Here is a 19,440-nt window from a genome sequence, read left to right on the forward strand (position 1 = left end):
TTCGGGTAACCTGCTTTACCGACGGCGAGACGAACCTGCTTCAACTGCGGCGTGGATCGGCGAGCAAGCCACTAATACAACGTTGCTTTTGAATTCATCTCGATTTGAGTGAAGGGCGGATGGAGAAAAGCACGGGGCGTTTAATGAGCCGGCCCGGGGAAGAATGCCTGTCTCCGAACGTCGGTTGCCCTCGCTAAGTCCCATTGAAACAACATGAAAAAAGGCCCCGTCAGGGACCTTATGTCGGGTTTGCGATGGACATAATGGCGGAGAGGGAGGGATTCGAACCCTCGATACGGGGTTACCGTATACACGCGTTCCAGGCGTGCGCCTTCAACCACTCGGCCACCTCCCCTTCAGGAACGAGGCGCGCACCATAGCGACGATGCCGCCCCGGTGCAACGCCGTGCCCTATTGTTCGCGACGGAATCCCCCGCCACGGTGTCGCAGTCTTGGGAACATTCGGCCCGACCGGGCAAAAAGGGTGACAAATCATGTTGATCGGGCGTCTGGTTGGCTGGGTCTTGGTCCTGGCCGGTGTGATCGTCGGCCTGCGCGACGGGCTGACCTGGTATCAGACCGGCGCGTACCCGTTCACCAAAGGCGGCGAACTCTGGTACACGCTGGCACCGGACAGCATCAATCTGGTGCAGGCCGTGGTGCAGCGCTATCTGCTGCCGGAAATCTGGGACCCCGGCATGCTGACCGTCCTGCTCTGGCCGGCCATGGCGACGCTGGCGGGCCTCGGGCTGATCCTGCTGCTGCTGTTCCGCCGGCGCTGAAACGCGCTGGCATTGGTCCGATGATGGCGTAGACTGACCGGCGAACCGTTGCCGCCCCGCAAACGCGCGGGCGGCCAACCAAACCGCAGGAAGGATCGCCCGCCTTGGACCCCAACGATCTCCACCGCAAGGTGGCCATCGTCGGTGTCGCCGAGAGCGACATCGGCCGCGTGCCCCACAAGAGCAAGTTCCAACTCTCCGCCGAAGCCAGCAAAAAGGCGCTGGACGAGGCCGGGCTCACCAAGGACGACGTCGACGGCGTCTTCACCACCATCATCACCGAGGGCGGCCAGTTCTCCTCCATGCTGATGGCGGAGTATATGGGCATCCGGCCGCGCTACACCGACAGCACCTCCATCGGCGGCTCGTCCTTCGTCGCCTATGTCGAGCACGCGGCGATGGCGATCGCCACCGGGCTCTGCGAGGTGGCGCTGATCTGCCATGGCTCCACCAATATCTCCGACCGCGGCGGCCGCGCCGGCCCGGTCTCGGGCGCCAGCCACGTGTTCGGCCCGGCCCAGTTCGAGGAGCCCTATGGCGTCTCCACCGTCGGCAGCTATGCGCTGGCGGCGCAGCGGCACATGCACGAATACGGCACCACGTCCGAGCAACTGGCGGAAATCGCCGTGGCGACGCGGAAATGGGCCAGCATGAACCCGCTGGCGCGCATGCGCGACCCGATCACCATCGAGGACGTGCTGAACTCGCGCATGATCGCCTCGCCGCTGCACCTGCTCGACTGTTGCCTGGTGACGGATGCCGGCGGCGCCGTCGTGCTGACCTCGATGGAGCGGGCGCGCGACCTGAAAAAGCGCCCGGTGAGCGTGCTTGGCACCGGCGAGGCCACCACCCACCGCATGATCAGCCAGATGCCGGACCTGACCGAGACCGCGGCCAAGATCAGCGGGCGGCTGGCGTTCGAGCGGGCGGGCGTCAGTCATGCCGACATCGACGTCGCCGAGATCTATGACAGCTTCACCATCACCGTGCTGCTGACGCTGGAGAGCCTGGGCTTCTGCAAGAAGGGCGAAGGCGGCGCCTTCGTCTCCGGCCAGCGCACGGCGCCCGGCGGCGATTTTCCCATGAACACCCAGGGCGGGGCGCTCAGCTACACCCACCCGGGCATGTTCGGCATCTTCACCGTGATTGAGGCGGTGCGGCAGTTGCGCGGCGAATGCGGGCCCAGGCAGGTGCCGAATGCCGAACTGGCGCTCGCCAATGGCACCGGCGGCGTGCTGTCGTCCACCGGCACCATCATCCTCGGGAGGGAATAGTCATGAGCCAGATACCGCTACCGACCCCCTACCAGGACACGGCCGAATACTGGCAGGCGGCGAAAGACCACCGCTTCGTCGTCCAGAAATGCCGGGATTGCGGCGAGCACCAGTTCTATCCCCGCGGCGTTTGCAGCCATTGCCTTTCCAGCGATCTGGAGTGGCGGGAAGCAAGTGGCAAGGCCACGGTCTATTCCTATTCCGTGAACTATCGCGCCGGCCATCCGGGCTTTGCCGCGAAGACGCCGTTCGTGCTCGCCTTGGTCGAACTTGCGGAGGGGCCGCGCATGATGACCAATATCGTCAACTGCGACCCGGAAAGCGTGCGCATCGGCATGGCGGTCACGGTCTGCTACGACGACGTGACCGACGAGGTGACGCTGCCCATGTTCCAGCCGGCCTAGGCGCCCGGCCATGGGCATGGCCGCGTTTGCGGCAGGACGGCCCGACCGGGCCGCCGCGCTGGGAGTCTGGTTGCTGGGCCTGGGCGAGACGATCATCTGGGCCTGTATTTTCTATGTCTTCGCGGCGTTGCTGCTGACCTGGGAGGCGGAGCTGGGCTGGGGCAAGGGCGACCTGACCCTGGGCCTGACCGTGGCGATCCTGGCCGCGGCCCTGGCCTCGCCGGTGGCCGGGCGGCTGATCGATGCCGGACACGGCCGGCGGGTGCTGGGTCTCGGTGCGCTGACCGGCGCGGCGGCACTGGCCGCACTCTCGCAGGTGCAGAGCGTCCCCGCCTATCTGGCCACCTGGGCGGTGATCGGCGCGTCTCAGGCCTTTTGTCTGTACGAGCCCTGCTTTTCCGTCGTCACCCGGGCCAAGGGCGCCCATGCCCGGCCGGCCATCACCCGCATCACCCTGATGGCGGGCTTTGCCTCGACGGTGAGTTTCCTGTCAGCGGCGGCCCTGGTGGGCGTGAGCGACTGGCGCACGACCGTGCTCGTGTTTGCCGTCGCCGCGGCAGGCCTGGCCGCCCCCCTGCTCTATTGCGGCGCCACCCTGCTGGAGGAAGCCGCCGGCGAGTTGGTGCGGCCGGCGCCGCGGGCGGAAAACCGGGCCGCTCTGGTCGCGGCGCTGCAAAAGCCGCAGTTCTGGATGATCGCCCTCGCCTTTCCGATGATGGCGCTCAACCACGGCATTTTGCTGAACCACATCATGCCGCTGTTGACCGAACGCCAGATCCCGCAGGCGACCGCCGTGCTGGTCGCTTCCACCATCGGGCCGATGCAGGTGGCCGGACGGGTGGCGCTGATGCTGGTGGAGAAGCGGGTGAGCACGCTTGCCATGACGGCCATGGCGTTCTGCGGCGTGGTCTGCGCCGCGCTGCTACTGATGCAGGCCGGCACCTCACCCGCGTTTGCCTTCGCCTTCGCGGCGTTGCAGGGCGCCTCCTATGGCCTGACCAGCATTCTCAAACCGTCGGTCACGGTGGAATTCCTGGGCCGCACCGGCTTCGGCGCCATCGCCGGCTGGCTGGCCCTGCCCTATCTGGTCGGCTTTGCCTTCGCGCCCTATGTGGGCTCGCTGATCTGGCAGGCCGGCGGCTATGACGCCGTGGTGCCGGCGACGGCGGGTTTTGCCGGGCTGGGGGTGCTCTGCGTTGTCGGGCTGGCACTGGTCGGCCGCATCCGCAACGGCCGGCGCGCGACCTGACTGTCCGGTGCGCTCTCTTGACAAGCCGGCGCGATGACCGATCCTGTCGGGAACGACAAAGATTGGGAAACCGCCATGCAATGGGGAGTTCACCTGCCGCATCTCGGCCGGGCCGTCGACCGTCACACCGTGATGGGGTTCGCCCGGGAAGCCGAGCGGCTGGGATGCCATTCCGGCTGGGTCAGCGACCATGTCTGCTGGCCCGCCGACATCGCGTCGAAATACCCTTATACCGACGACGGCTCGTTCCAGCCGGCCCCCGACATGGGCTGGCTCGACCCGCTGGGCACGCTGCTGTTCGTCGCCGGCTGTACCGAGACGCTGCGCCTCGGCACCACCGTCCTGATCCTGCCCTACCGCATGCCGGTGCAGACCGCCAAGCAGGTGGCGACGCTGGACGTGGTCAGCGGCGGCCGGGCCATTCTGGGCGTCGGCGTCGGCTGGATGGCGGAGGAGGCCGCGGTCCTGGGCATGCCCTGGGACCGGCGCGGCAAACGCTCGGATGAGCAGTTGGAAATCTTCCACCGCCTGTTCACGGACAAGGAACCCTCGTTCCACGGCGAGTTCTACCAGTTTCCGCGCGTCGGCTTCGAGCCGAAGCCCGTGCAATCGCCGTTTCCGATCTGGGTCGGCGGCTCGACGCCGGTCGCCTTCCGGCGCGTCGCCCGCTACGGCCAGGCGTTCCACGCCGCCTTCCAGCCGCGGGACGAGGTCAGCCATGCCTGGGACCAGGTGCGGCGCGAGTGCGACGCCATCGGGCGGGACGCCTCCGGCCTGACCCTGTCGCTGCGCATCTATCTGGACCCGGCCCAGGCGATGCAGAAGGAGAAATCCATCGGCGGCCACAAGGACGAGATGCTGGAAACCATCGCCCGGCTGCAAGACATCGGCGTCGGCCACTTGCTGCTCGACCCCGTGGCGCGCGGCGGCGTGCCGGCCCGGCTGGATGCGCTCCGCGCCTTCATGGAAGACGTGGCCCCGCACGTGAAAGGAGGACGCTCATGAACCCCTGGCAGGACGTGAACCGCTTCGGCGATCTGGCGGCAGAGGCCGCCCGCAAGTTCGGCGACCATGAGGGCCTGGTGTTTCAGGACCGGCGCCACACCTTCAACCAGATTTCCGAGCAGGTCGACCGGGCCGCCCGCGCGGCCATGGCGGCGGGGGTGCGCAAGGGCGACCATGTGGCGGTCTGGCTGCAAAACAGCGACCGGTTCGTGTTCATCGTCCTGGGGCTGTTGAAAGCCGGCGCGGTGCTGGTGCCGATCAACACCCGCTTCCGCACCAACGACCTGGAATACGTGCTGCGCCAGTCGGACAGCAGCATGCTCCTCACCCACAACACCAGCGGCCCGATCGGCTATCTGGACATGGTGCGCGAGGTGGTGAAGCTGCCGGCGACGGGCGATGCCATCGACGACCCGAACTTCCCCATCCTGCGCAAGGTCCTGATCCTCGACGACGCGGCGCATGCCGGCACCCTGTCCTGGGACGCCGCGCTCGAAGCGGGCGCCCGCATCGGCGACACGGCGCTGGCGGAGCGGGCGAATTCGATCCAGCCGACCGACATCGCGCTGATCAAATACACCAGCGGCACCACCGGCTTCCCCAAGGGAGCCATGCACACCCACAACATCATCCGCAACGTGACCGAACGCGGCTTCCGCATGGGCATCACGCGCAACGACAAGATCATGTCGTACCTGCCCCTGTTCCACGCCTTCGGCTTTTCGGAATGCCTGCTGATGTCGATCATCACCGGCGCCTGCCAGATCGTGACCGAGACCTTCGACCCGGCCGAGGTGATGGATCTGGTGGAGCGCGAGGGCGCTTCCATCGTCCACGGGTTCGAGGCGCACGCGCTGGCGCTCGCCAACGAGCAGGAACGCCGCCCGCGCGACGTCTCGACCCTGCGCACGGGCGTGATGGCGGGCGGTCAGCTCAGTGCGACGCCGGTGCTGCGCAAGATGGAGCGCCTGCTGGCGCCGATCCATTCGGTTTCGGGCCATGGCATGACCGAGACCTGGATCGGCGTCGGCCTTTCCGCCCTCGACGACAGCACGGAACTGCGCCATGAGGCCTCCGGCTATCCGGGCCTGGGCTTCGACGTGCGGATTCAGGACCTGGAGACCGGCGAACTCTGCCCGGTCGGCCAGGAAGGCGAGTTGCAGGTGCGCGGCCGGTTCCTGATGCAGGGCTATTACAAGAAACCGAAGGAAACCGCCGAGTCCTATACCGCGGACGGCTGGTTCAAGACCGGCGACACCGCCAAGTGGCGCACCGATGGCGTGTTCCGCTTTGTCGGCCGCCACAAGGATATGCTGAAGGTCGGCGGCGAGAATGTCGACCCGATGGAGGTGGAAGGTCTGCTGCTCGACCATCCGGGCGTGCACCAGGTCGCCGTCGTCGGCTGCCCGGACGAAAAGCTGTCGGAGGTCGCCGTGGCCTATGTCGAGCGCGTGCCCGGCGGAACGGTCAGCGAGGAAGACGTGATCGGCCATTGCCGCGGCAAGGTCGCGAGCTTCAAAATCCCCCGCCATGTGGTCTTCCTGGACGCCTTCCCCATGACCGCGTCCGGCAAGATCCGCAAGGTCGAACTGCGCGCCGACGCCGCCGAACGCTTCGCGCCGGCCTGACGCCGCGCGCTCGCTATGGTCAAACCGGGTGCGGTCGCGGTCTTGACGCAATCCGGACCGCAGCCCGCGCCTCTCCACCGCACAATCCCGCCCCATTGCGCATGCCTCATGCATACCGGGCGAAACTCACCCGGTATGCCCCGCTATATAGCCGAAATCCCAACCAAAAGCAGCTCGCATCCCCGGCGCCGCAACGAAATTCGCAGGAAGCGGGCCAATCGATTAATGGGCCCGTGAGTTGCCAGAGCCCGCAAATTCATCAATTTATCGATAGACTGCCATAACAATTTATGCAATTTGTGCCTTACGGTGTAGCGGCAATGCCAAACGTGCGTTTGAGATGGAAGCGAACTTCATGAGAAAGATTCTGGCAGTGGCGTTGGTCGCCCTGGCCACACCGAGTGCAGCCTCGGCTTATACGGCAGAGAGCCTGCTGCACGGCATCAACAACATCGTTCTGAACGATTTGGATGCTAAGTGCGAAACGCAAGGCACGGTCTATGTCGGAAACAACACAATGGCTCGGGCGGCAGCGTGAACCCCGACGGCATGCCCGATTTCGATCTGGGCAGCGGCATCGCCGGTTCCTGGTTGTCGGTGGCGACATCAACGCTGTCGTTAACCTCAACAATGGCAGTGCGCAGATCGGCGGTGCGGTTAACGGAACGCTGAACAGCAACGGCTCAGGCGCCATGCAGGTCGGGGTTGCCGGCATTCCGACCGCCGACATCACCAGCCTGCTCCAGAACCTGTCGACCGACCTGGCGAGCAACCCCGATACCCTGGCGGCACCGCCAACACCACCGACCCGAACAATGTCAACTTCGTCAGCGGCTCGGGCGATGCAGACGGAATTCAGTTCTTCAACATCTCCGGCTCGGTGCTGGCCGGCGGCACCCTGACAGGGGATCACGGCGCCAGCCGGTGTGACGGACGATCGTCAATGTCGCCGGCACCGGCTACCATTGGCATCAACGCCAACCAGTTGGGTCGGATGTATTGGTCAACTTCTATGAAGCCTCGACTTTGACGATCAATACGGCCTTCAATTATTCGATCCTGGCGCCGTTTGCCAACGTCGTCCAAAACGGCGGCGGCATTTTCGGCACGCTGGTCTCGTACAACCTGGATCAGAATGCCGAGGTCCGCCCGTATGCGGCGACCACCATACGCATACGGCGGCGCATCCTGCCGGCCCAGCAGGTGCCCGCACCCGCCGGTCTGGCTTTGATTTTGGGTGGCTTGGCCGGTATTACGGTGCTGGCTCGCCGCAAGGCCTGACGGAGGCCATCCGCCCACGCGACGGATCGGCCCGGTCCGCTTCCAACAGCCCCGGCTTTGCGGGGCTGTTGTCCTGTTTCGGCGCCGGCTTCCCTGGAAAGCGAACCCGGCGCACCGCGGATTCAGCGCTTCAGGCCGACAACCACGTCGTAATAGATGTCGCTGCCGTTCGAGCTTTTGCGGTGGAAGTGCGAGCCGCGATAGGTCTGTTCCAGCGCACCGCTCTCCACCTTGGCCGCCACCCAGTCGCAAAGCTGGATGCATTCCGGGTCCGGGTCGTTCGGCTTCACGTGGAAGATGTACCACCCGCCCGGCACCAGCAGGTCGAAACTGGTCTCGAACCCCGCCAGCGGGATGTGATTGCCCCAGCCGGTCGCCGACGCCATCGCCACCACGTTGAACTCCGCCCGCCGCAGCGCCCGTTCCGTTTCCGGCCGCAGATTGGTCAGGTCGTCGACGTGATAGGCGTTGTAGAGCCCCGCCCGGTCGCGGGTCGCCGCCTCTGCCGCTTCCGGGCAGATGTCGATGGCCTCCAGGTGCGGGATGCCCAGGGTGTAGCGCAATTCGTGGCCGAAAGCGCCGCTGCCGGCGCCCAGTTCCAGCGCCCGCAGGCCGGAGCGGTCGACACCCGCCTCGGCCCAGACCCGGTCGATGGCGGCCGACATCTCGGTCGGGGTGCGGCAGACCAGATTATGATAGAGGGCGATGTCATAGAGCCATGGCACGCGATAGAGCGTGGCATAGTCATGGATGTTGAACCGCTGGCGTCGGCCGTCGACCGTCGCCCAGAAAAACTCGTCCGACTGCCGGCTTGTTTCGGGGGACTCGTACTCGACGTCGTACAATTTCGGGATGTAGGAATAATCCGACATGCTGATTGGCTCGGGTCCTGCGTATTCGGGATTGGCGGGCTCCGCCGATTGCAAGCGCCTCGCATACGCTGCCCAACGCACCGCGTCGAGGGGAAATCGCAAGCCACCCGGCCGGAATCCCATAGCCCGGTGCGCGGCGCACAATTCCTTTTACATGGCTCCACCGTATTCCTAGAGTCGCGCTTGCACCCCATTCGTTCCCCAAAAGACAGCGGCCCCATGACTCGGATCGACGCCATCGAAACCCCTGCCGTCCTGATCGACCTGCCGACGGTCGAGGCCAATCTTTCCCGCTTCCAGACCTACTGCAATGCGCATGGGCTCAAGGCCCGCCCGCACATCAAAACCCACAAACTGCCGGACTTCGCGCACCGGCAGGTCGATCTGGGCGCCACCGGCATCACCTGCCAGAAAATCGGCGAGGCCGAGGTGATGGTCGCCTCCGGCATCCGCAACGTGCTGCTGACTTACAATATTCTGGGCGCGTCCAAGCTGGCCCGGCTGAAAACCCTGGCGGAGCACTGCACGCTCTCGGTCGTGGCCGACAACGAGGTGGTGTTGCAGGGCCTGTCCGAGACCTTTGCCGGCGGCCCGCCGCTCACCGTGCTGGTGGAGTGCGATTCCGGCGGCGGCCGCTGCGGCGTGCAGACCCCCGGCGACGCGGTCAAGCTCGCCCAGTGGATCGAGCGCGCAAACGGCCTGCGCTTTGGCGGCCTGATGACCTACCCGCCGAAGCGACGGATCGAGGTGGTGCGGGACTGGCTGGCCGACGCCATGCACACCTTCCAGCGCGCCGGCATCGCCTGCGAGACGGTCTCCAGCGGCGGCACCCCGGACATCTGGCGCGCGCACGAGGTCAGCGCGGCGACCGAGCACCGGGCCGGCACCTATATCTACAACGACCGCATGATGGTGGATGCGGGCGCGGCCACCTGGGACGACTGCGCCCTCTCCGTGCTGACCACGGTCGTCAGCCGCCCCACCGAGACGCGGGCGGTGCTGGACGGCGGCTCGAAGGCGTTTTCCAGCGACCTCGGCGGCCTCACCGGCCATGGCTATATCCGCGAGTATCCCGACGCCGTCATCCACAGCCTCAGCGAGGAACACGCGGTCGTCGATCTCTCCGCCTGCACCGGCGCCAAGCCGGCGGTGGGCGAGCGGGTGCGGGTGGTGCCGAACCATGCCTGCGTCGTCTCCAACCTGTTCAACCAGGTGCACGGCATCGCCGACGGCCAGGTCGAGCGGGTGTTCACCGTCGAGGCCCGGGGCCTGATGCAATGAGCAAACGCGTTCTGTACGTCGCCGCGGCCCAACTCGGCCCCATCGCCCGCGACGAGCCGCGGAAGGCCGTGGTCCGCCGCCTCCTCGCGCTGCTGGAGGAAGCCGGCGACCGTGGCGCCGACCTGGTGGTGTTCCCGGAACTGGCGCTCACCACGTTTTTCCCGCGCTGGTATTTCGAGGACGAGGCGGACCTGCTGCCCTTCTACGAAACCGACATGCCGAACGCCGCGACCCAGCCGCTGTTCGACGCCGCCAGGGCGGCGGGCATCGGCTTTTATCTGGGCTATGCCGAGCTGACGCCGGACGGCCGGCGCTTCAACACCTCGATCCTGGTGGACAAGGCCGGCAAGATCGCCGGCAAATACCGCAAGGTCCACCTGCCCGGCCATTCGGAGCACGAGCCCTGGCGGCCATTCCAGCATCTGGAAAAGCGCTATTTCGAGCCGGGCGACCTGGGCTTTCCGGTCTGGGACACCATGGGCGCCACCATGGGCATGTGCATCTGCAACGACCGCCGCTGGCCGGAGACCTACCGCGTCATGGGGCTTCAGGGCGCGGAACTGATCCTGCTTGGCTACAACACGCCGACCATCTACGCGCCGGTGCCGCAGCACGACCATTTGCAGAGCTTCCACAGCCATCTGTCGATGCAGGCGGGCGCCTACCAGAACGGCGCCTATGTGGTGGGCGTCGCCAAGGCCGGGGTGGAGGAAGGCTGCATGCTGTTGGGCCAGTCCTGCATCATCGCGCCGACGGGCGAGATCGTCGCCCAGACCGCGTCGCTGGATGATGAGGTGATCGTCGCCCGCTGCGACCTGGATCTCTGCAAGGAGATCAAGGACAACGTCTTCGACTTCGCCCTGCACCGCCAGCCGCAACACTACGGCATCATCGCCGCGCCGAAAAAGGGATAGCCGTTCCCCGGACGGTGCGGAGCGCCCGTGTTCCCCGGACGGTGCGGAGCGCCGATCCGGGGCCGGCCTCTTCCTTCGCACACCGCCCCCGCCCGTGTTCGCACGCCGCGAGCGACCCCGGATGGCGGCTCCGCCACCTCCAGGGAACACAATGCCTGAGGTTCGGTGTTCCCCGGCCCCCGCCACTCCAAACGCCCCTACCCCCTCGTCGTCCGCTTCATCGCGGCGGCGGTCTTCTCCGCGATCATGATGGTGGGCGAGTTGGTGTTGCCGGAGGTGATGGTCGGCATGACGCTCGCGTCGATCACGCGCAGCCCGTCCAGGCCCCGCACCCGGCATTCGGTATCGACCACCGCCATGCGGTCGCCCTCCGGCCCCATCTTCGCCGTGCCGACCGGATGGAAGATGGTGGTGCCGATGTCGCCGGCCGCCGCATGCAGTTCCTCCTCGCTCTGAAAGCTCGGACCGGGACGGAACTCCTCCGGCCGGTACTTGGCCAGAGCCGGCTGTTCCACGATCTCCCGCGTGATGCGGATGGCACGCGCCGCCACCGCCCGGTCGCCTTCGGTGGCCAGATAGTTCGGCGCGATCTCCGGCGCCTGCCGCGCGTCCGGCCCGCTCAGACGCACATGGCCGCGGCTCTCCGGCCGCAGATTGCAGACGCTGGCGGTGAAGGCCGGGAACGGGTCCAGCGGCTCCCCGAACTTGTTCAGGCTGAGCGGCTGGACGTGGTATTCCAGGTCCGGCGTCTCCAGCGCGGGGTCGGACTTGGTGAACGCGCCCAGCTGGCTCGGCGCCATCGACATCGGGCCGCGGCGGGTGGCGAGATATTCCAGCCCGATCAGGGCCTTGTTGAGCAATCCTTGAGAGGACTGGTTCAGCGTCTTCACCCCTTGCACCTTGTAGGCGCAGCGCAATTGCAGATGGTCCTGCAGGTTCTCGCCGACACCGGGGATGTCGTGCAGGACCGCAACGCCATGCTCCTGCAACACCGCGCCCGGCCCGACGCCGGAGACCTGCAACAGATGCGGCGAGCCAATGGCGCCCGCCGCCAGGATCACCTCGGCCCTCGCGCTCACCCGATGGGCCTCACCGCCGCGAGTGAAGGCGACGCCGGTGGCTCGCTGGCCGTCGAACAGCACCCGGTCGGCCTCTGCGCCCGTCATGACCTGAAGATTGCCGCGGCTCCTGACCGGCTTCAGGAAGGCGCTGGCCGTGTTCCAGCGCCAGCCGGAGCGCTGGTTCACCTGGAAATAGCCGACGCCCTCATTGTTGCCGCGGTTGAAGTCGTCGGTGCGCGGAATGCCATAGGCGACGCAGGCCTCGGCAAACGCGTCGAGAATTTCCCAGGAAATGCGCGCCGGCTCCACCCGCCATTCGCCACCGGCGCCGTGCAGGTCGGTCTGGCCGCTGAAATGATCCTCCGACTTGCGGAAATACGGCAGGCAGTCGTCCCAACCCCAGCCGGCATTGCCAAGCTGGCGCCAGTGGTCGTAGTCGCGCGCCTGGCCGCGCATGTAGATCATGCCGTTGATGGAAGAGCAGCCACCGATCACCTTGCCGCGCGGATAGCCCAGCCTGCGCCCGTTCAGGCCCTTTTCCGGCGCGGTCTGGAACAGCCAGTCGGTACGCGGATTGCCGATGCAATAGAGATAGCCGACCGGAATTCGGATCCAGACATAGTTGTCGTTGCCGCCGGCCTCCAGCAGCAGGACCTTGGTCGCCGGGTCCTCCGACAGCCGGTTCGCCAGAACGCAGCCGGCGGAACCGCCGCCGACAATGACATAGTCGAATTCGGGAAGGGTCTGCATCGGGGGCGCGCTCCGGCTATTCGGCTTCGGTCGTCCCGTCGGTGTTAGGCGGTTGCGAGCCGGATGTTAAGGGCCGGCATCCGATGGCGAGGGATCAGCGCCCCTGCACCATGGCCTCGCTGATCGCCCAGAGCCGCTCCGCCGCCGCATCGTCACGGGCCGCCGGAGAGGGCTTTGCCGCGGCGGATTTCACGTAATAGCCGCCGCTTTGGCCCTCGACCGCCGGCGAGGCGGCCAGGAAGATCGACGTCTTCGCCCCCTCCTCGACGCTGATCGCCATCGCCGCCATGGCGAGGCGCACGCCGGTGCGAAACCACGTGGGGTTGTCGCCGCCGAAGCGGGTGCGCACGAATCCCGGATGCAAGGCATTGGCGGTCACGCCCGAGCCCTGCAACCGCCGGGCCAGCGCGCTGGTGAACAGAATGTTGGCCAGCTTCGACTGCCTGTAGGCGCGCCAGGCCTTGTAGCCGCGGGTCAGGTGCGGATCGTCGAAGGCGATCCTCCCGCCCTCGTGCGCCCGGCTCGCGACATTCACCACGCGGCCCGCCGGCGCGGCGCGCAGCGTCTCCAGCAACAGATTGGTCAGCAGGAAATAGTTCAGGTGGTTGAGCGCGAAGGTGCGCTCGAACCCGTCCTCGGTTTCGTGGCGCTCGCCGAAAATGCCGCCGGCATTGTTCACCAGCACGTCGAGGTGTGGCTCGGTCTCGGCGATGGTCATGGCAAGCCGGCGGATGTCGGCCATCCGGCTGAGATCGGCCCGGTGAAAGGCCAGGTCGGCGCCACCGGCCCGCTCGCGGATCGCCGCCAGCGCCCGCTGGCCCTTCGCCTCGTTGCGCCCCACCAGCAGCACCCGCGCGCCGCGCGCCGCCAACTCCCGCGCCGTCACCAGGCCGATGCCATCGGTGGCGCCGGTCACCATCACGGTCTTGCCGTCCATTCGCTCCGTCATCGCCCTACTCCTCGGCAGCCGGCAACAGCATCAGCACATGGGCCGCATTGCCAGCGCCGAGCGGTGCCAGCGGCAGCGTCTGGCCCTCCGCCCAGAGCGGCAGCAGGTCCGCGTAATAGGGCGAGAAGATGTTACCGGACTGGCCCAGCGCCTGCATGAAACGCGAGCGATCCAGGTCCGCCAGATCGTACACCGCCCGATAGCCGGCACCGTGCACCTGCCGGAACAGGGTTTTGGGGTCGAAGCTGACATAGCCGGCATTCGGCGAGTTGCGTCCGCCGTCGTGCGGCACCTCGACGTCGAACAGGTCGCGCAGCACCGGGATGAAGCCGAACAGCATGTGCCGGAAATGCGCCCGGTGCGCATCGCCCCAGCGCCATTGGTGCCAGTCCTCGCCAAACCGCTGCCGCAACAGCCCCATCGCATCGGCGAAGGCCCGGCGCACCGTCGCCGCGCAATCCTCGGTGGCCGGCGTGCTGCGGTCGTCGCACCAGTGCGGCGCCTCGGTCAGTGTGTACAGCACCCGGTCGACATCGTCGGAATTCAGCCGCTCGAAGCGCTCGCCAAGTTCGTCCGCATAGAGGTCGCGCACCAGCGCGCGCAGAAAGGCGTAATAGACCAGCGGCTCCGGCCGGTCGCGCCGCATTACCGCGTCCCAGTCCCGCAGCGCGCGGGTCAGGTCCGCCGGCAGGGCATCCCCGACCGAGGGCCAGTCCACCAGCCCCAGCAGGCGCCTTGCCGCGAGCGAGGTCGCATCGATCTGCACCGCGGTCTGGTCCGCCACGGTCTGCGGGTCGTGTGCCGCCAGTGCCGCCGCAATCGCCTCCGCCCGCAGCGGCGAGGCATAGGCATGGCCCAGCTCATAGGGATAGTCCGGGCCGACCTGCCGGTTGTTGGCGTTCATCACCTGCCCGGAGACGGGGTCGACGACGCGCGGCAAGGCGGCAAAGGGAATATAGCCGGTCCAGTCATGGCGGCCGTCCCAGCCCGGCACCGGCAGCGCCGAGGGCGGTGCCTTGCGGATCGGCACCTGCCCCGCCGCGATCAGGCCCAGGCCGCCGGCCGTGTCCGCCATCGCGATATTCTGCTGCGGCCCGCGCATCTCGCGCATGGCCGCCATCGCCTCGGCCACCGAACCGGCCCGCTGGGCGCCGAGCAGGGCGGCGGGCGTCGTGTCGCCGGGCCTGAGGCCGGTATGGGCCAGCGCCAGCACCTCGCCCGCGCCGAGCCCCGGCATGGCGCCCTGCCCCGGCGCATCCGAGATCACCGGCCCGTGCCGGGTCTCGCGCACGGTCAGGGTCTCGGTATCGCCGAACCGGACGGCGATATGCTCCTGGCGGGTCCGGAACGGCACGAACCCTTCCGGCGTCTGGTAGCGAGCGGGGTCGGCGGGATCGGTGCGCTCGACGAACACGTCCGCGGTGTCGCCATAACCGTTGGTCAGCGCCCAGGCGACATGGCCATTGTGCCCCAGCACCAACAGCGGAAACCCCGGCGCCGTCGCCCCCGCCAGCGCGCCTTCCGGCGTGTCGATCCGCACCAGATACCAGACATTCGGCACGGTGAAGCCCAGATGCGGGTCGTTCTCCAGGATCGGCTTGCCGGTGTCCGTGCGGGCGCCGGTGAACCCCCACAGGTTCGAACCCGCCCCCGGCTCCACCGCACCGTCGGCCATGGCCAGCGCCCGGTCCACGGCGGAGGCCGGCGCAAGCGCGGCATAGCTGACCGGCCCCGGCAATTCCGGGTAGAGTTCGCGCAGTTGCTGCGGGCTCAGGCCCGGTGCCACCGCGGCCCGCTCCAGCTCCTTGCCCCAGTCGCCGGTGAGGCGCAGGCCCATCAGCTTCAGCCACAGCAGTGAGTCCGCCACGGTCCAGGGTGCCGGCTCGTCCGGAAAGGCCAGGAACTCCGGCGGCAGCGCGCCGGTGCGGGTCTCCAGGAAGGCGTTCACGCCATCGGCATAGGCCTGGAACAGCACCCGCACGTCCGGCGGCAGGCGCTTGGCATCCGCATCGGCCAGACGCGCCAGGCCGAATACCCGCATCTGCCGGTCCAGCCCCAGCACGCTGTCACCCGCCACTTCGGCCAGGCGACCGCGGGCGATGCGGCGCATGGCCTCCATCTGAAACAGCCGGTCCTGGGCGTGCAGATAGCCGAGCGCCCGATGCGCGTCCGCCAGCGAGGCGGCGCGAATGTGGGGAATGCCATGCGCGTCGCGGGCCACCGTCACGGATGCTTGCAGCCCCGCCAGTGTCCGTTCGCCATCCAGGTGCGGCAGGGACGTGCGCAACCACAACAGCAATCCCGCGGCCGCCAGCAACACAAGCACCAACAGGGCCAAGACCCCGCGGCCGAACCACCGCAAGACCCGCGCCATCACACCTCGCCAGCTGGATATGTCATCCCGCCAACAGAAACAGCCCCCTCAACGGAGTCAACGCGACACGCCCGCCGCACGACCGCGACTTACGGTAGAGTATCATGACAACTTTCAAGTTGACAATTTGTTCCTGTGCCTTAATTCCTATTATAGCTACCATCGTGCTTGCTACGCCTGGGGCCGAATCCCTGTCACCGTCCGGGCTGTGCCAGCATCAGAGAGGATTGCCCATCATGTCCCAGCCTGCCGAAACCCCTGCCCACCCCCCGATTCGCATCGCCCGGTTCGAGGTGTTCGTCTGGCGCGTCGCCATCGCCGAGCCGGTGCAGAACGCGTTCGGCAGCCAGGCCGCCCGTGCCACCGCCAGCATCCGGCTGGAGGATGCGGACGGCGCCCATGGCTGGGGCGATATCTGGGGCAATTTCCCGGCCCCCACCCCCGACTACCGCGCGCGTCTGGCGGCGGAGGTGGTGCTGCCGCGCCTCATCGGCCGGACCGTGACCGACATCCGCGCCTTCTTCGCCACGCTGGAGGCGGAAACCCGCCTGCTCGCCCTGCAAAGCGCGGAGCCGGGGCCGTTCGCGGCCATCTGCTGCGCCGTTGACGCCGCCCTCTGGGATCTGGCCGGGCGCAAGGCCGGCCTGCCGGTGCATCGCCTGCTCAATCCGGCCAGCGAGACCGCCGCCGTGCCCTGCTATGCCAGCGGCATCAATCCCGGCGGCGCGGCCGAGACCATCGCCCGCTGCCGGGCCGAAGGCTATCGCGCCTTCAAGGTCAAGATCGGCTTTGGCCGCGAGCGGGACCTTCAGGCGCTCTCCGCCGCGCGGGATGCCTTAGAAGCCGGCGAGGCACTCCTGACCGACGCCAACCAGGCCTGGAGCCCGGTGGAAGCGGCTGACATGGCCTGCGCCCTCGCCCAATTCGATCTGGAATGGCTGGAAGAACCGATGCCCGTCGACGAGTCCGCCGCCGCCTGGCAGCGCCTGCGTGCCGCCCTGCCAATGCCGCTCGCCGGCGGCGAGAACATCCGCGGCCTGTCGGAGTTCGACACGGCCGGCGCCTGGCTCGACGTGATCCAGCCGGATGTGGGCAAATGGGGCGGCCTCACCTGCGCCTACGAGATCGGGCGCCGGGCAGTGGCCGCCGGCAAGCGCTATTGCCCGCACTGGCTCTCCGGCGGCATCGGCCTGATCGGCTCCGCCCATGTCCTGGCCGCGGTCGGCGGCAGCGGGCGGCTGGAGATCGACGCCAACCCGAACCCACTCCGCACCGCGCTGGTGCCGGAGACCGTCGCGGTCCGCGACGGCCTGTTCCGCCTGCCGCCGGGACCGGGCCTCGGCATCGAGCCGGACACCGCCGCCCTCGCCGAGGCCCTGGTCTGGCAGGCCGAGGTGACCTGATGTCAGGCCGGCTCCGGCGAGCCTTCGATCGCCTTGATCATGATGGTGTAGTAGCGGTCGCCATGGCCCTGCTGCGCCGCCCGCTCCAGCACGTCGCGGGTCGCGTAGGCCGCCTCCATCTTCACCCCGCTCTCCTCCGCCAGACGAATGGCGTAGGACAGGTCCTTGATGATGTAGTCGACCGGGAAGGCTTGCCGCGGGTGCGTGTCCGGCAGCATGGAGTTCAGGCCGTGATTGCGCAGCACGAAACTGTCGGCCGAGCTTTTGGCCAGCGTTTCGAACAAAACGCGACCATCGACGGCACCGCTCGCCCGCGCCACCGCCAGCGCCTCGGCGATGGCGTGCACCGTCTGAACCACGACCATGTTGTTCATCAGCTTGACCGCCTCGCCGGCGCCCACGGGCCCGCAATGGGTGATGGCCTCACCCATGCAATACAGCAGCGGCTCTATCCGCTTGAACACCGGCTCGGTGCCGCCCACCATGATGCTGAGCGTGCCGTCGCGCGCCGCCTGGGCGGTGCGGGCGACCGGCGCGTCGGCGAAGTCCACGCCCTTGGCCTCGCACTCCGCGCCGATCTCGCGAGCGAGCGACACCGGGCAGGTGCTGGTGTCGACCAGGGTCTGGCCCTTGCGCATGTGCGACAGCAGCCCGTCCGGCCCCTGCACCACCGCGCGCACCTGCGGCTCGCCCGGCAGGCTGAGAAAGACGATGTCGGCCCGCGCCGCCAGGTCGGCCAGCGACGCCGCCGCCTCGACGCCGTCTTCGGAGGCGCGCTGCAACGGCTCCGGCCGCAGGTCGAAGGCCAGCACCGGCTTGCCGCTCTTCCGGGCCAGGTTCCGGCACATCGGCTCGCCCATCACCCCCAGGCCGACAAAGCCCAGGGTCAGGTTGCTGTCACTCATCGGGCACTCCCACACAGGATTTTACGGTTCAGTTGTGAAAACGGCGCCATGCTAGCCTAGCCGACAAATCCTGTCGCGGGGCCACGCCGCCACGCCGCGAACCATACCTCACCGCTCGGGGAAAAATTCCCCATTCGCAACCATATGTTCATTATTTGTTGACCATTCTACAATCATAATTTGCGTGTCAACGATGGGCTTCAATTTTCAACCCCAGCCCCGCCCACGCCAAGCATAGGGTCACACCATGAAAAGCCTTGCCACCGCATCGTCGCAAAAAGAACAAACCACGTACATTATTGACGGTTTTGCCCCCCAGGATGCAGACCGCCTGCCGGACCTGTTCCGCCGCATCTATGGCGACCATTATCTCTCCGCCGATGTCTACGATCCGCAGGCCTACCGCCGCGCCAATGCGGACGGCACCTGTCACTCCCTCGTCGCCCGCGGGCCGGGCGGCGCGCCGGTCGGCCATCTCGGCATCCTGAAGTCCGCGGCACATCCGGGCGTGCGCGAACTGGGGCAAGGCGTGGTCGACCCCGGCCACCGCACCCAGGGCCTGCTGGGCCAGATGATCGACACCTGCATCGCCATCGCCGACCGCGACCCCGGCTGCTGCGGCCTGTTCGGCGCGGCGCTCACCAACCATGTGTTCTCGCAGCGGGCGCTCTGGCGCGCCGACTTCGTCGATGTCGGCTTCGAGATCGGCTATGTCCCCGCCCGCATGATGCAGATCGAGGCGACCGGTGCCGGGCCGACCGCGACCGTGCTGCAATACCGCGCCCTCGACGACGCGCCGCGCCAAGTGGCCTACCTGCCTTCGGCCTATAGCGACCTGATGCTGGCCCTATACGACCAATTGCATCTGACCCGCGCCTTCGCCACCGCCGACCGGCCCTTGGACCAGGCGGGGCGCAGCCGGATCGAGACCGTGGACCTGCCCCGCTTCGACCTGGTGCGCCTCAACATCCGCCGTGTCGGCCACGATCTGGAGCGCCGGGTCGCCGACACCGTCGCCTTTGCGCGCCGGAACGGCCGCACCATGGTGCAGGTTGTGCTGGCGCTCGATTCGCCCTGCACCGACGCCGCCGTCGCGGCCCTGCGCGCCGCCGGCTTCTGGTTCGGCGCCCTGCTGCCGCGCTGGATGGGCACAGACGCGCTGTTGCTACAACGGGCCATCGGCGAGCCCTGGTTCGAGGGGATGGAACTCTACACCGACGACGCCCGCGCCCTGCTCCGCTATGTGCGCGAGGATGCCGCCCGCCAGCCGGTTCTGGTCTGAGCCATGGGTTGCACCGCACTGGCCTC

18 protein-coding genes and 1 tRNA gene are annotated in these 19,440 nt (G+C 67.6%); 13 read left to right on the forward strand and 6 right to left on the reverse strand.

What is annotated here, in order from left to right; genetic code table 11:
• Positions 1-264: 264 nt before the first annotated feature.
• Positions 265-355: transfer RNA gene (locus tag H6844_14575), tRNA-Ser, on the reverse strand.
• Between the two features lie 136 nt (positions 356-491).
• Here H6844_14575 and H6844_14580 point away from each other — a divergent pair.
• The 9 genes from H6844_14580 to H6844_14620 all read left to right on the forward strand — a co-directional run bounded on the left by H6844_14580 (position 492) and on the right by H6844_14620 (position 7,623).
• A complete protein-coding gene (locus H6844_14580) occupies positions 492-782 on the forward strand; it encodes a hypothetical protein (GenBank protein MCB9930624.1) in 291 nt (96 codons plus the stop codon).
• Between the two features lie 104 nt (positions 783-886).
• Complete coding sequence (locus H6844_14585; GenBank protein MCB9930625.1) at positions 887-2,056, forward strand: thiolase; 1,170 nt, start codon at positions 887-889, stop codon at positions 2,054-2,056.
• A gap of 2 nt (positions 2,057-2,058) precedes the next feature.
• Positions 2,059-2,460, forward strand: a complete 402-nt coding sequence (locus H6844_14590) for a Zn-ribbon domain-containing OB-fold protein (GenBank protein MCB9930626.1) — start codon at positions 2,059-2,061, stop codon at positions 2,458-2,460.
• A gap of 10 nt (positions 2,461-2,470) precedes the next feature.
• Positions 2,471-3,709: an MFS transporter gene (locus H6844_14595; protein ID MCB9930627.1), complete on the forward strand. Its 1,239-nt coding sequence runs from the start codon at positions 2,471-2,473 to the stop codon at positions 3,707-3,709.
• A 75-nt stretch (positions 3,710-3,784) separates the two neighbouring features.
• Entirely contained in the window at positions 3,785-4,714 is a 930-nt protein-coding gene (locus H6844_14600; protein ID MCB9930628.1) for an LLM class F420-dependent oxidoreductase, read from the forward strand.
• Positions 4,711-6,342: an AMP-binding protein gene (locus H6844_14605; protein ID MCB9930629.1), complete on the forward strand. Its 1,632-nt coding sequence runs from the start codon at positions 4,711-4,713 to the stop codon at positions 6,340-6,342. Before H6844_14600 ends, H6844_14605 begins: the two co-directional genes overlap by 4 nt.
• Before the next feature lie 355 nt (positions 6,343-6,697).
• Positions 6,698-6,880, forward strand: coding sequence for a hypothetical protein (locus H6844_14610; GenBank protein ID MCB9930630.1), 183 nt, complete (start codon positions 6,698-6,700; stop codon positions 6,878-6,880).
• Positions 6,843-7,244: a hypothetical protein gene (locus tag H6844_14615; GenBank protein ID MCB9930631.1), complete on the forward strand. Its 402-nt coding sequence runs from the start codon at positions 6,843-6,845 to the stop codon at positions 7,242-7,244. Before H6844_14610 ends, H6844_14615 begins: the two co-directional genes overlap by 38 nt.
• Before the next feature lie 34 nt (positions 7,245-7,278).
• Entirely contained in the window at positions 7,279-7,623 is a 345-nt protein-coding gene (locus H6844_14620; GenBank protein ID MCB9930632.1) for a choice-of-anchor A family protein, read from the forward strand.
• Between the two features lie 122 nt (positions 7,624-7,745).
• Here H6844_14620 and H6844_14625 read toward each other — a convergent pair whose 3' ends face one another.
• Positions 7,746-8,495, reverse strand: coding sequence for a class I SAM-dependent methyltransferase (locus H6844_14625; protein ID MCB9930633.1), 750 nt, complete (start codon positions 8,493-8,495; stop codon positions 7,746-7,748).
• Between the two features lie 219 nt (positions 8,496-8,714).
• Between H6844_14625 and H6844_14630 the strand changes: the two genes are divergently transcribed.
• Entirely contained in the window at positions 8,715-9,776 is a 1,062-nt protein-coding gene (locus H6844_14630; protein ID MCB9930634.1) for a D-TA family PLP-dependent enzyme, read from the forward strand.
• Positions 9,773-10,690, forward strand: coding sequence for an N-carbamoyl-D-amino-acid hydrolase (locus tag H6844_14635; GenBank protein ID MCB9930635.1), 918 nt, complete (start codon positions 9,773-9,775; stop codon positions 10,688-10,690). Before H6844_14630 ends, H6844_14635 begins: the two co-directional genes overlap by 4 nt.
• A 197-nt stretch (positions 10,691-10,887) precedes the next feature.
• Here H6844_14635 and H6844_14640 read toward each other — a convergent pair whose 3' ends face one another.
• The 3 genes from H6844_14640 to H6844_14650 all read right to left on the reverse strand — a co-directional run bounded on the left by H6844_14640 (position 10,888) and on the right by H6844_14650 (position 15,788).
• On the reverse strand, positions 10,888-12,501 hold the full coding sequence (locus tag H6844_14640) for a choline dehydrogenase (protein ID MCB9930636.1): 1,614 nt from the start codon (positions 12,499-12,501) through the stop codon (positions 10,888-10,890).
• Between the two features lie 94 nt (positions 12,502-12,595).
• On the reverse strand, positions 12,596-13,438 hold the full coding sequence (locus H6844_14645) for an SDR family oxidoreductase (GenBank protein MCB9930637.1): 843 nt from the start codon (positions 13,436-13,438) through the stop codon (positions 12,596-12,598).
• 16 nt (positions 13,439-13,454) lie between these two features.
• Complete coding sequence (locus H6844_14650) at positions 13,455-15,788, reverse strand: penicillin acylase family protein (protein ID MCB9930638.1); 2,334 nt, start codon at positions 15,786-15,788, stop codon at positions 13,455-13,457.
• 272 nt (positions 15,789-16,060) lie between these two features.
• Between H6844_14650 and H6844_14655 the strand changes: the two genes are divergently transcribed.
• A complete protein-coding gene (locus H6844_14655) occupies positions 16,061-17,227 on the forward strand; it encodes a mandelate racemase/muconate lactonizing enzyme family protein (protein MCB9930639.1) in 1,167 nt (388 codons plus the stop codon).
• Between the two features lie 2 nt (positions 17,228-17,229).
• On the opposite strand, the gene H6844_14660 is transcribed toward H6844_14655, so the two are convergent.
• The gene (locus H6844_14660) at positions 17,230-18,132 is read right to left on the reverse strand and encodes an NAD(P)-dependent oxidoreductase (protein MCB9930640.1); all 903 of its coding nucleotides are present in this window, start codon (positions 18,130-18,132) and stop codon (positions 17,230-17,232) included.
• 247 nt (positions 18,133-18,379) lie between these two features.
• Here H6844_14660 and H6844_14665 point away from each other — a divergent pair, with 247 nt between their 5' ends.
• Complete coding sequence (locus H6844_14665; protein ID MCB9930641.1) at positions 18,380-19,414, forward strand: GNAT family N-acetyltransferase; 1,035 nt, start codon at positions 18,380-18,382, stop codon at positions 19,412-19,414.
• Positions 19,415-19,440: the final 26 nt, after the last annotated feature.

It is taken from the genome of Alphaproteobacteria bacterium, from assembly GCA_020638555.1.
Taxonomy (GTDB): Bacteria; Pseudomonadota; Alphaproteobacteria; order Bin95; family Bin95; genus JACKII01.

What these genes read in the sequence shown, in the direction of transcription:
- H6844_14590 (MCB9930626.1), top strand. Translation starts at nt 2,059, where the DNA reads ATGAGCCAGATACCGCTACCGACCCCCTACCAGGACACGGCCGAATAC.
- H6844_14595 (MCB9930627.1), top strand. Translation starts at nt 2,471, where the DNA reads ATGGGCATGGCCGCGTTTGCGGCAGGACGGCCCGACCGGGCCGCCGCG.
- H6844_14600 (MCB9930628.1), top strand. Translation starts at nt 3,785, where the DNA reads ATGCAATGGGGAGTTCACCTGCCGCATCTCGGCCGGGCCGTCGACCGT.
- H6844_14605 (MCB9930629.1), top strand. Translation starts at nt 4,711, where the DNA reads ATGAACCCCTGGCAGGACGTGAACCGCTTCGGCGATCTGGCGGCAGAG.
- H6844_14610 (MCB9930630.1), top strand. Translation starts at nt 6,698, where the DNA reads ATGAGAAAGATTCTGGCAGTGGCGTTGGTCGCCCTGGCCACACCGAGT.
- H6844_14615 (MCB9930631.1), top strand. Translation starts at nt 6,843, where the DNA reads ATGTCGGAAACAACACAATGGCTCGGGCGGCAGCGTGAACCCCGACGG.
- H6844_14625 (MCB9930633.1), bottom strand. Translation starts at nt 8,495, where the DNA reads ATGTCGGATTATTCCTACATCCCGAAATTGTACGACGTCGAGTACGAG.
- H6844_14630 (MCB9930634.1), top strand. Translation starts at nt 8,715, where the DNA reads ATGACTCGGATCGACGCCATCGAAACCCCTGCCGTCCTGATCGACCTG.
- H6844_14635 (MCB9930635.1), top strand. Translation starts at nt 9,773, where the DNA reads ATGAGCAAACGCGTTCTGTACGTCGCCGCGGCCCAACTCGGCCCCATC.
- H6844_14640 (MCB9930636.1), bottom strand. Translation starts at nt 12,501, where the DNA reads ATGCAGACCCTTCCCGAATTCGACTATGTCATTGTCGGCGGCGGTTCC.
- H6844_14645 (MCB9930637.1), bottom strand. Translation starts at nt 13,438, where the DNA reads ATGGACGGCAAGACCGTGATGGTGACCGGCGCCACCGATGGCATCGGC.
- H6844_14655 (MCB9930639.1), top strand. Translation starts at nt 16,061, where the DNA reads ATGTCCCAGCCTGCCGAAACCCCTGCCCACCCCCCGATTCGCATCGCC.
- H6844_14660 (MCB9930640.1), bottom strand. Translation starts at nt 18,132, where the DNA reads ATGAGTGACAGCAACCTGACCCTGGGCTTTGTCGGCCTGGGGGTGATG.
- H6844_14665 (MCB9930641.1), top strand. Translation starts at nt 18,380, where the DNA reads ATGAAAAGCCTTGCCACCGCATCGTCGCAAAAAGAACAAACCACGTAC.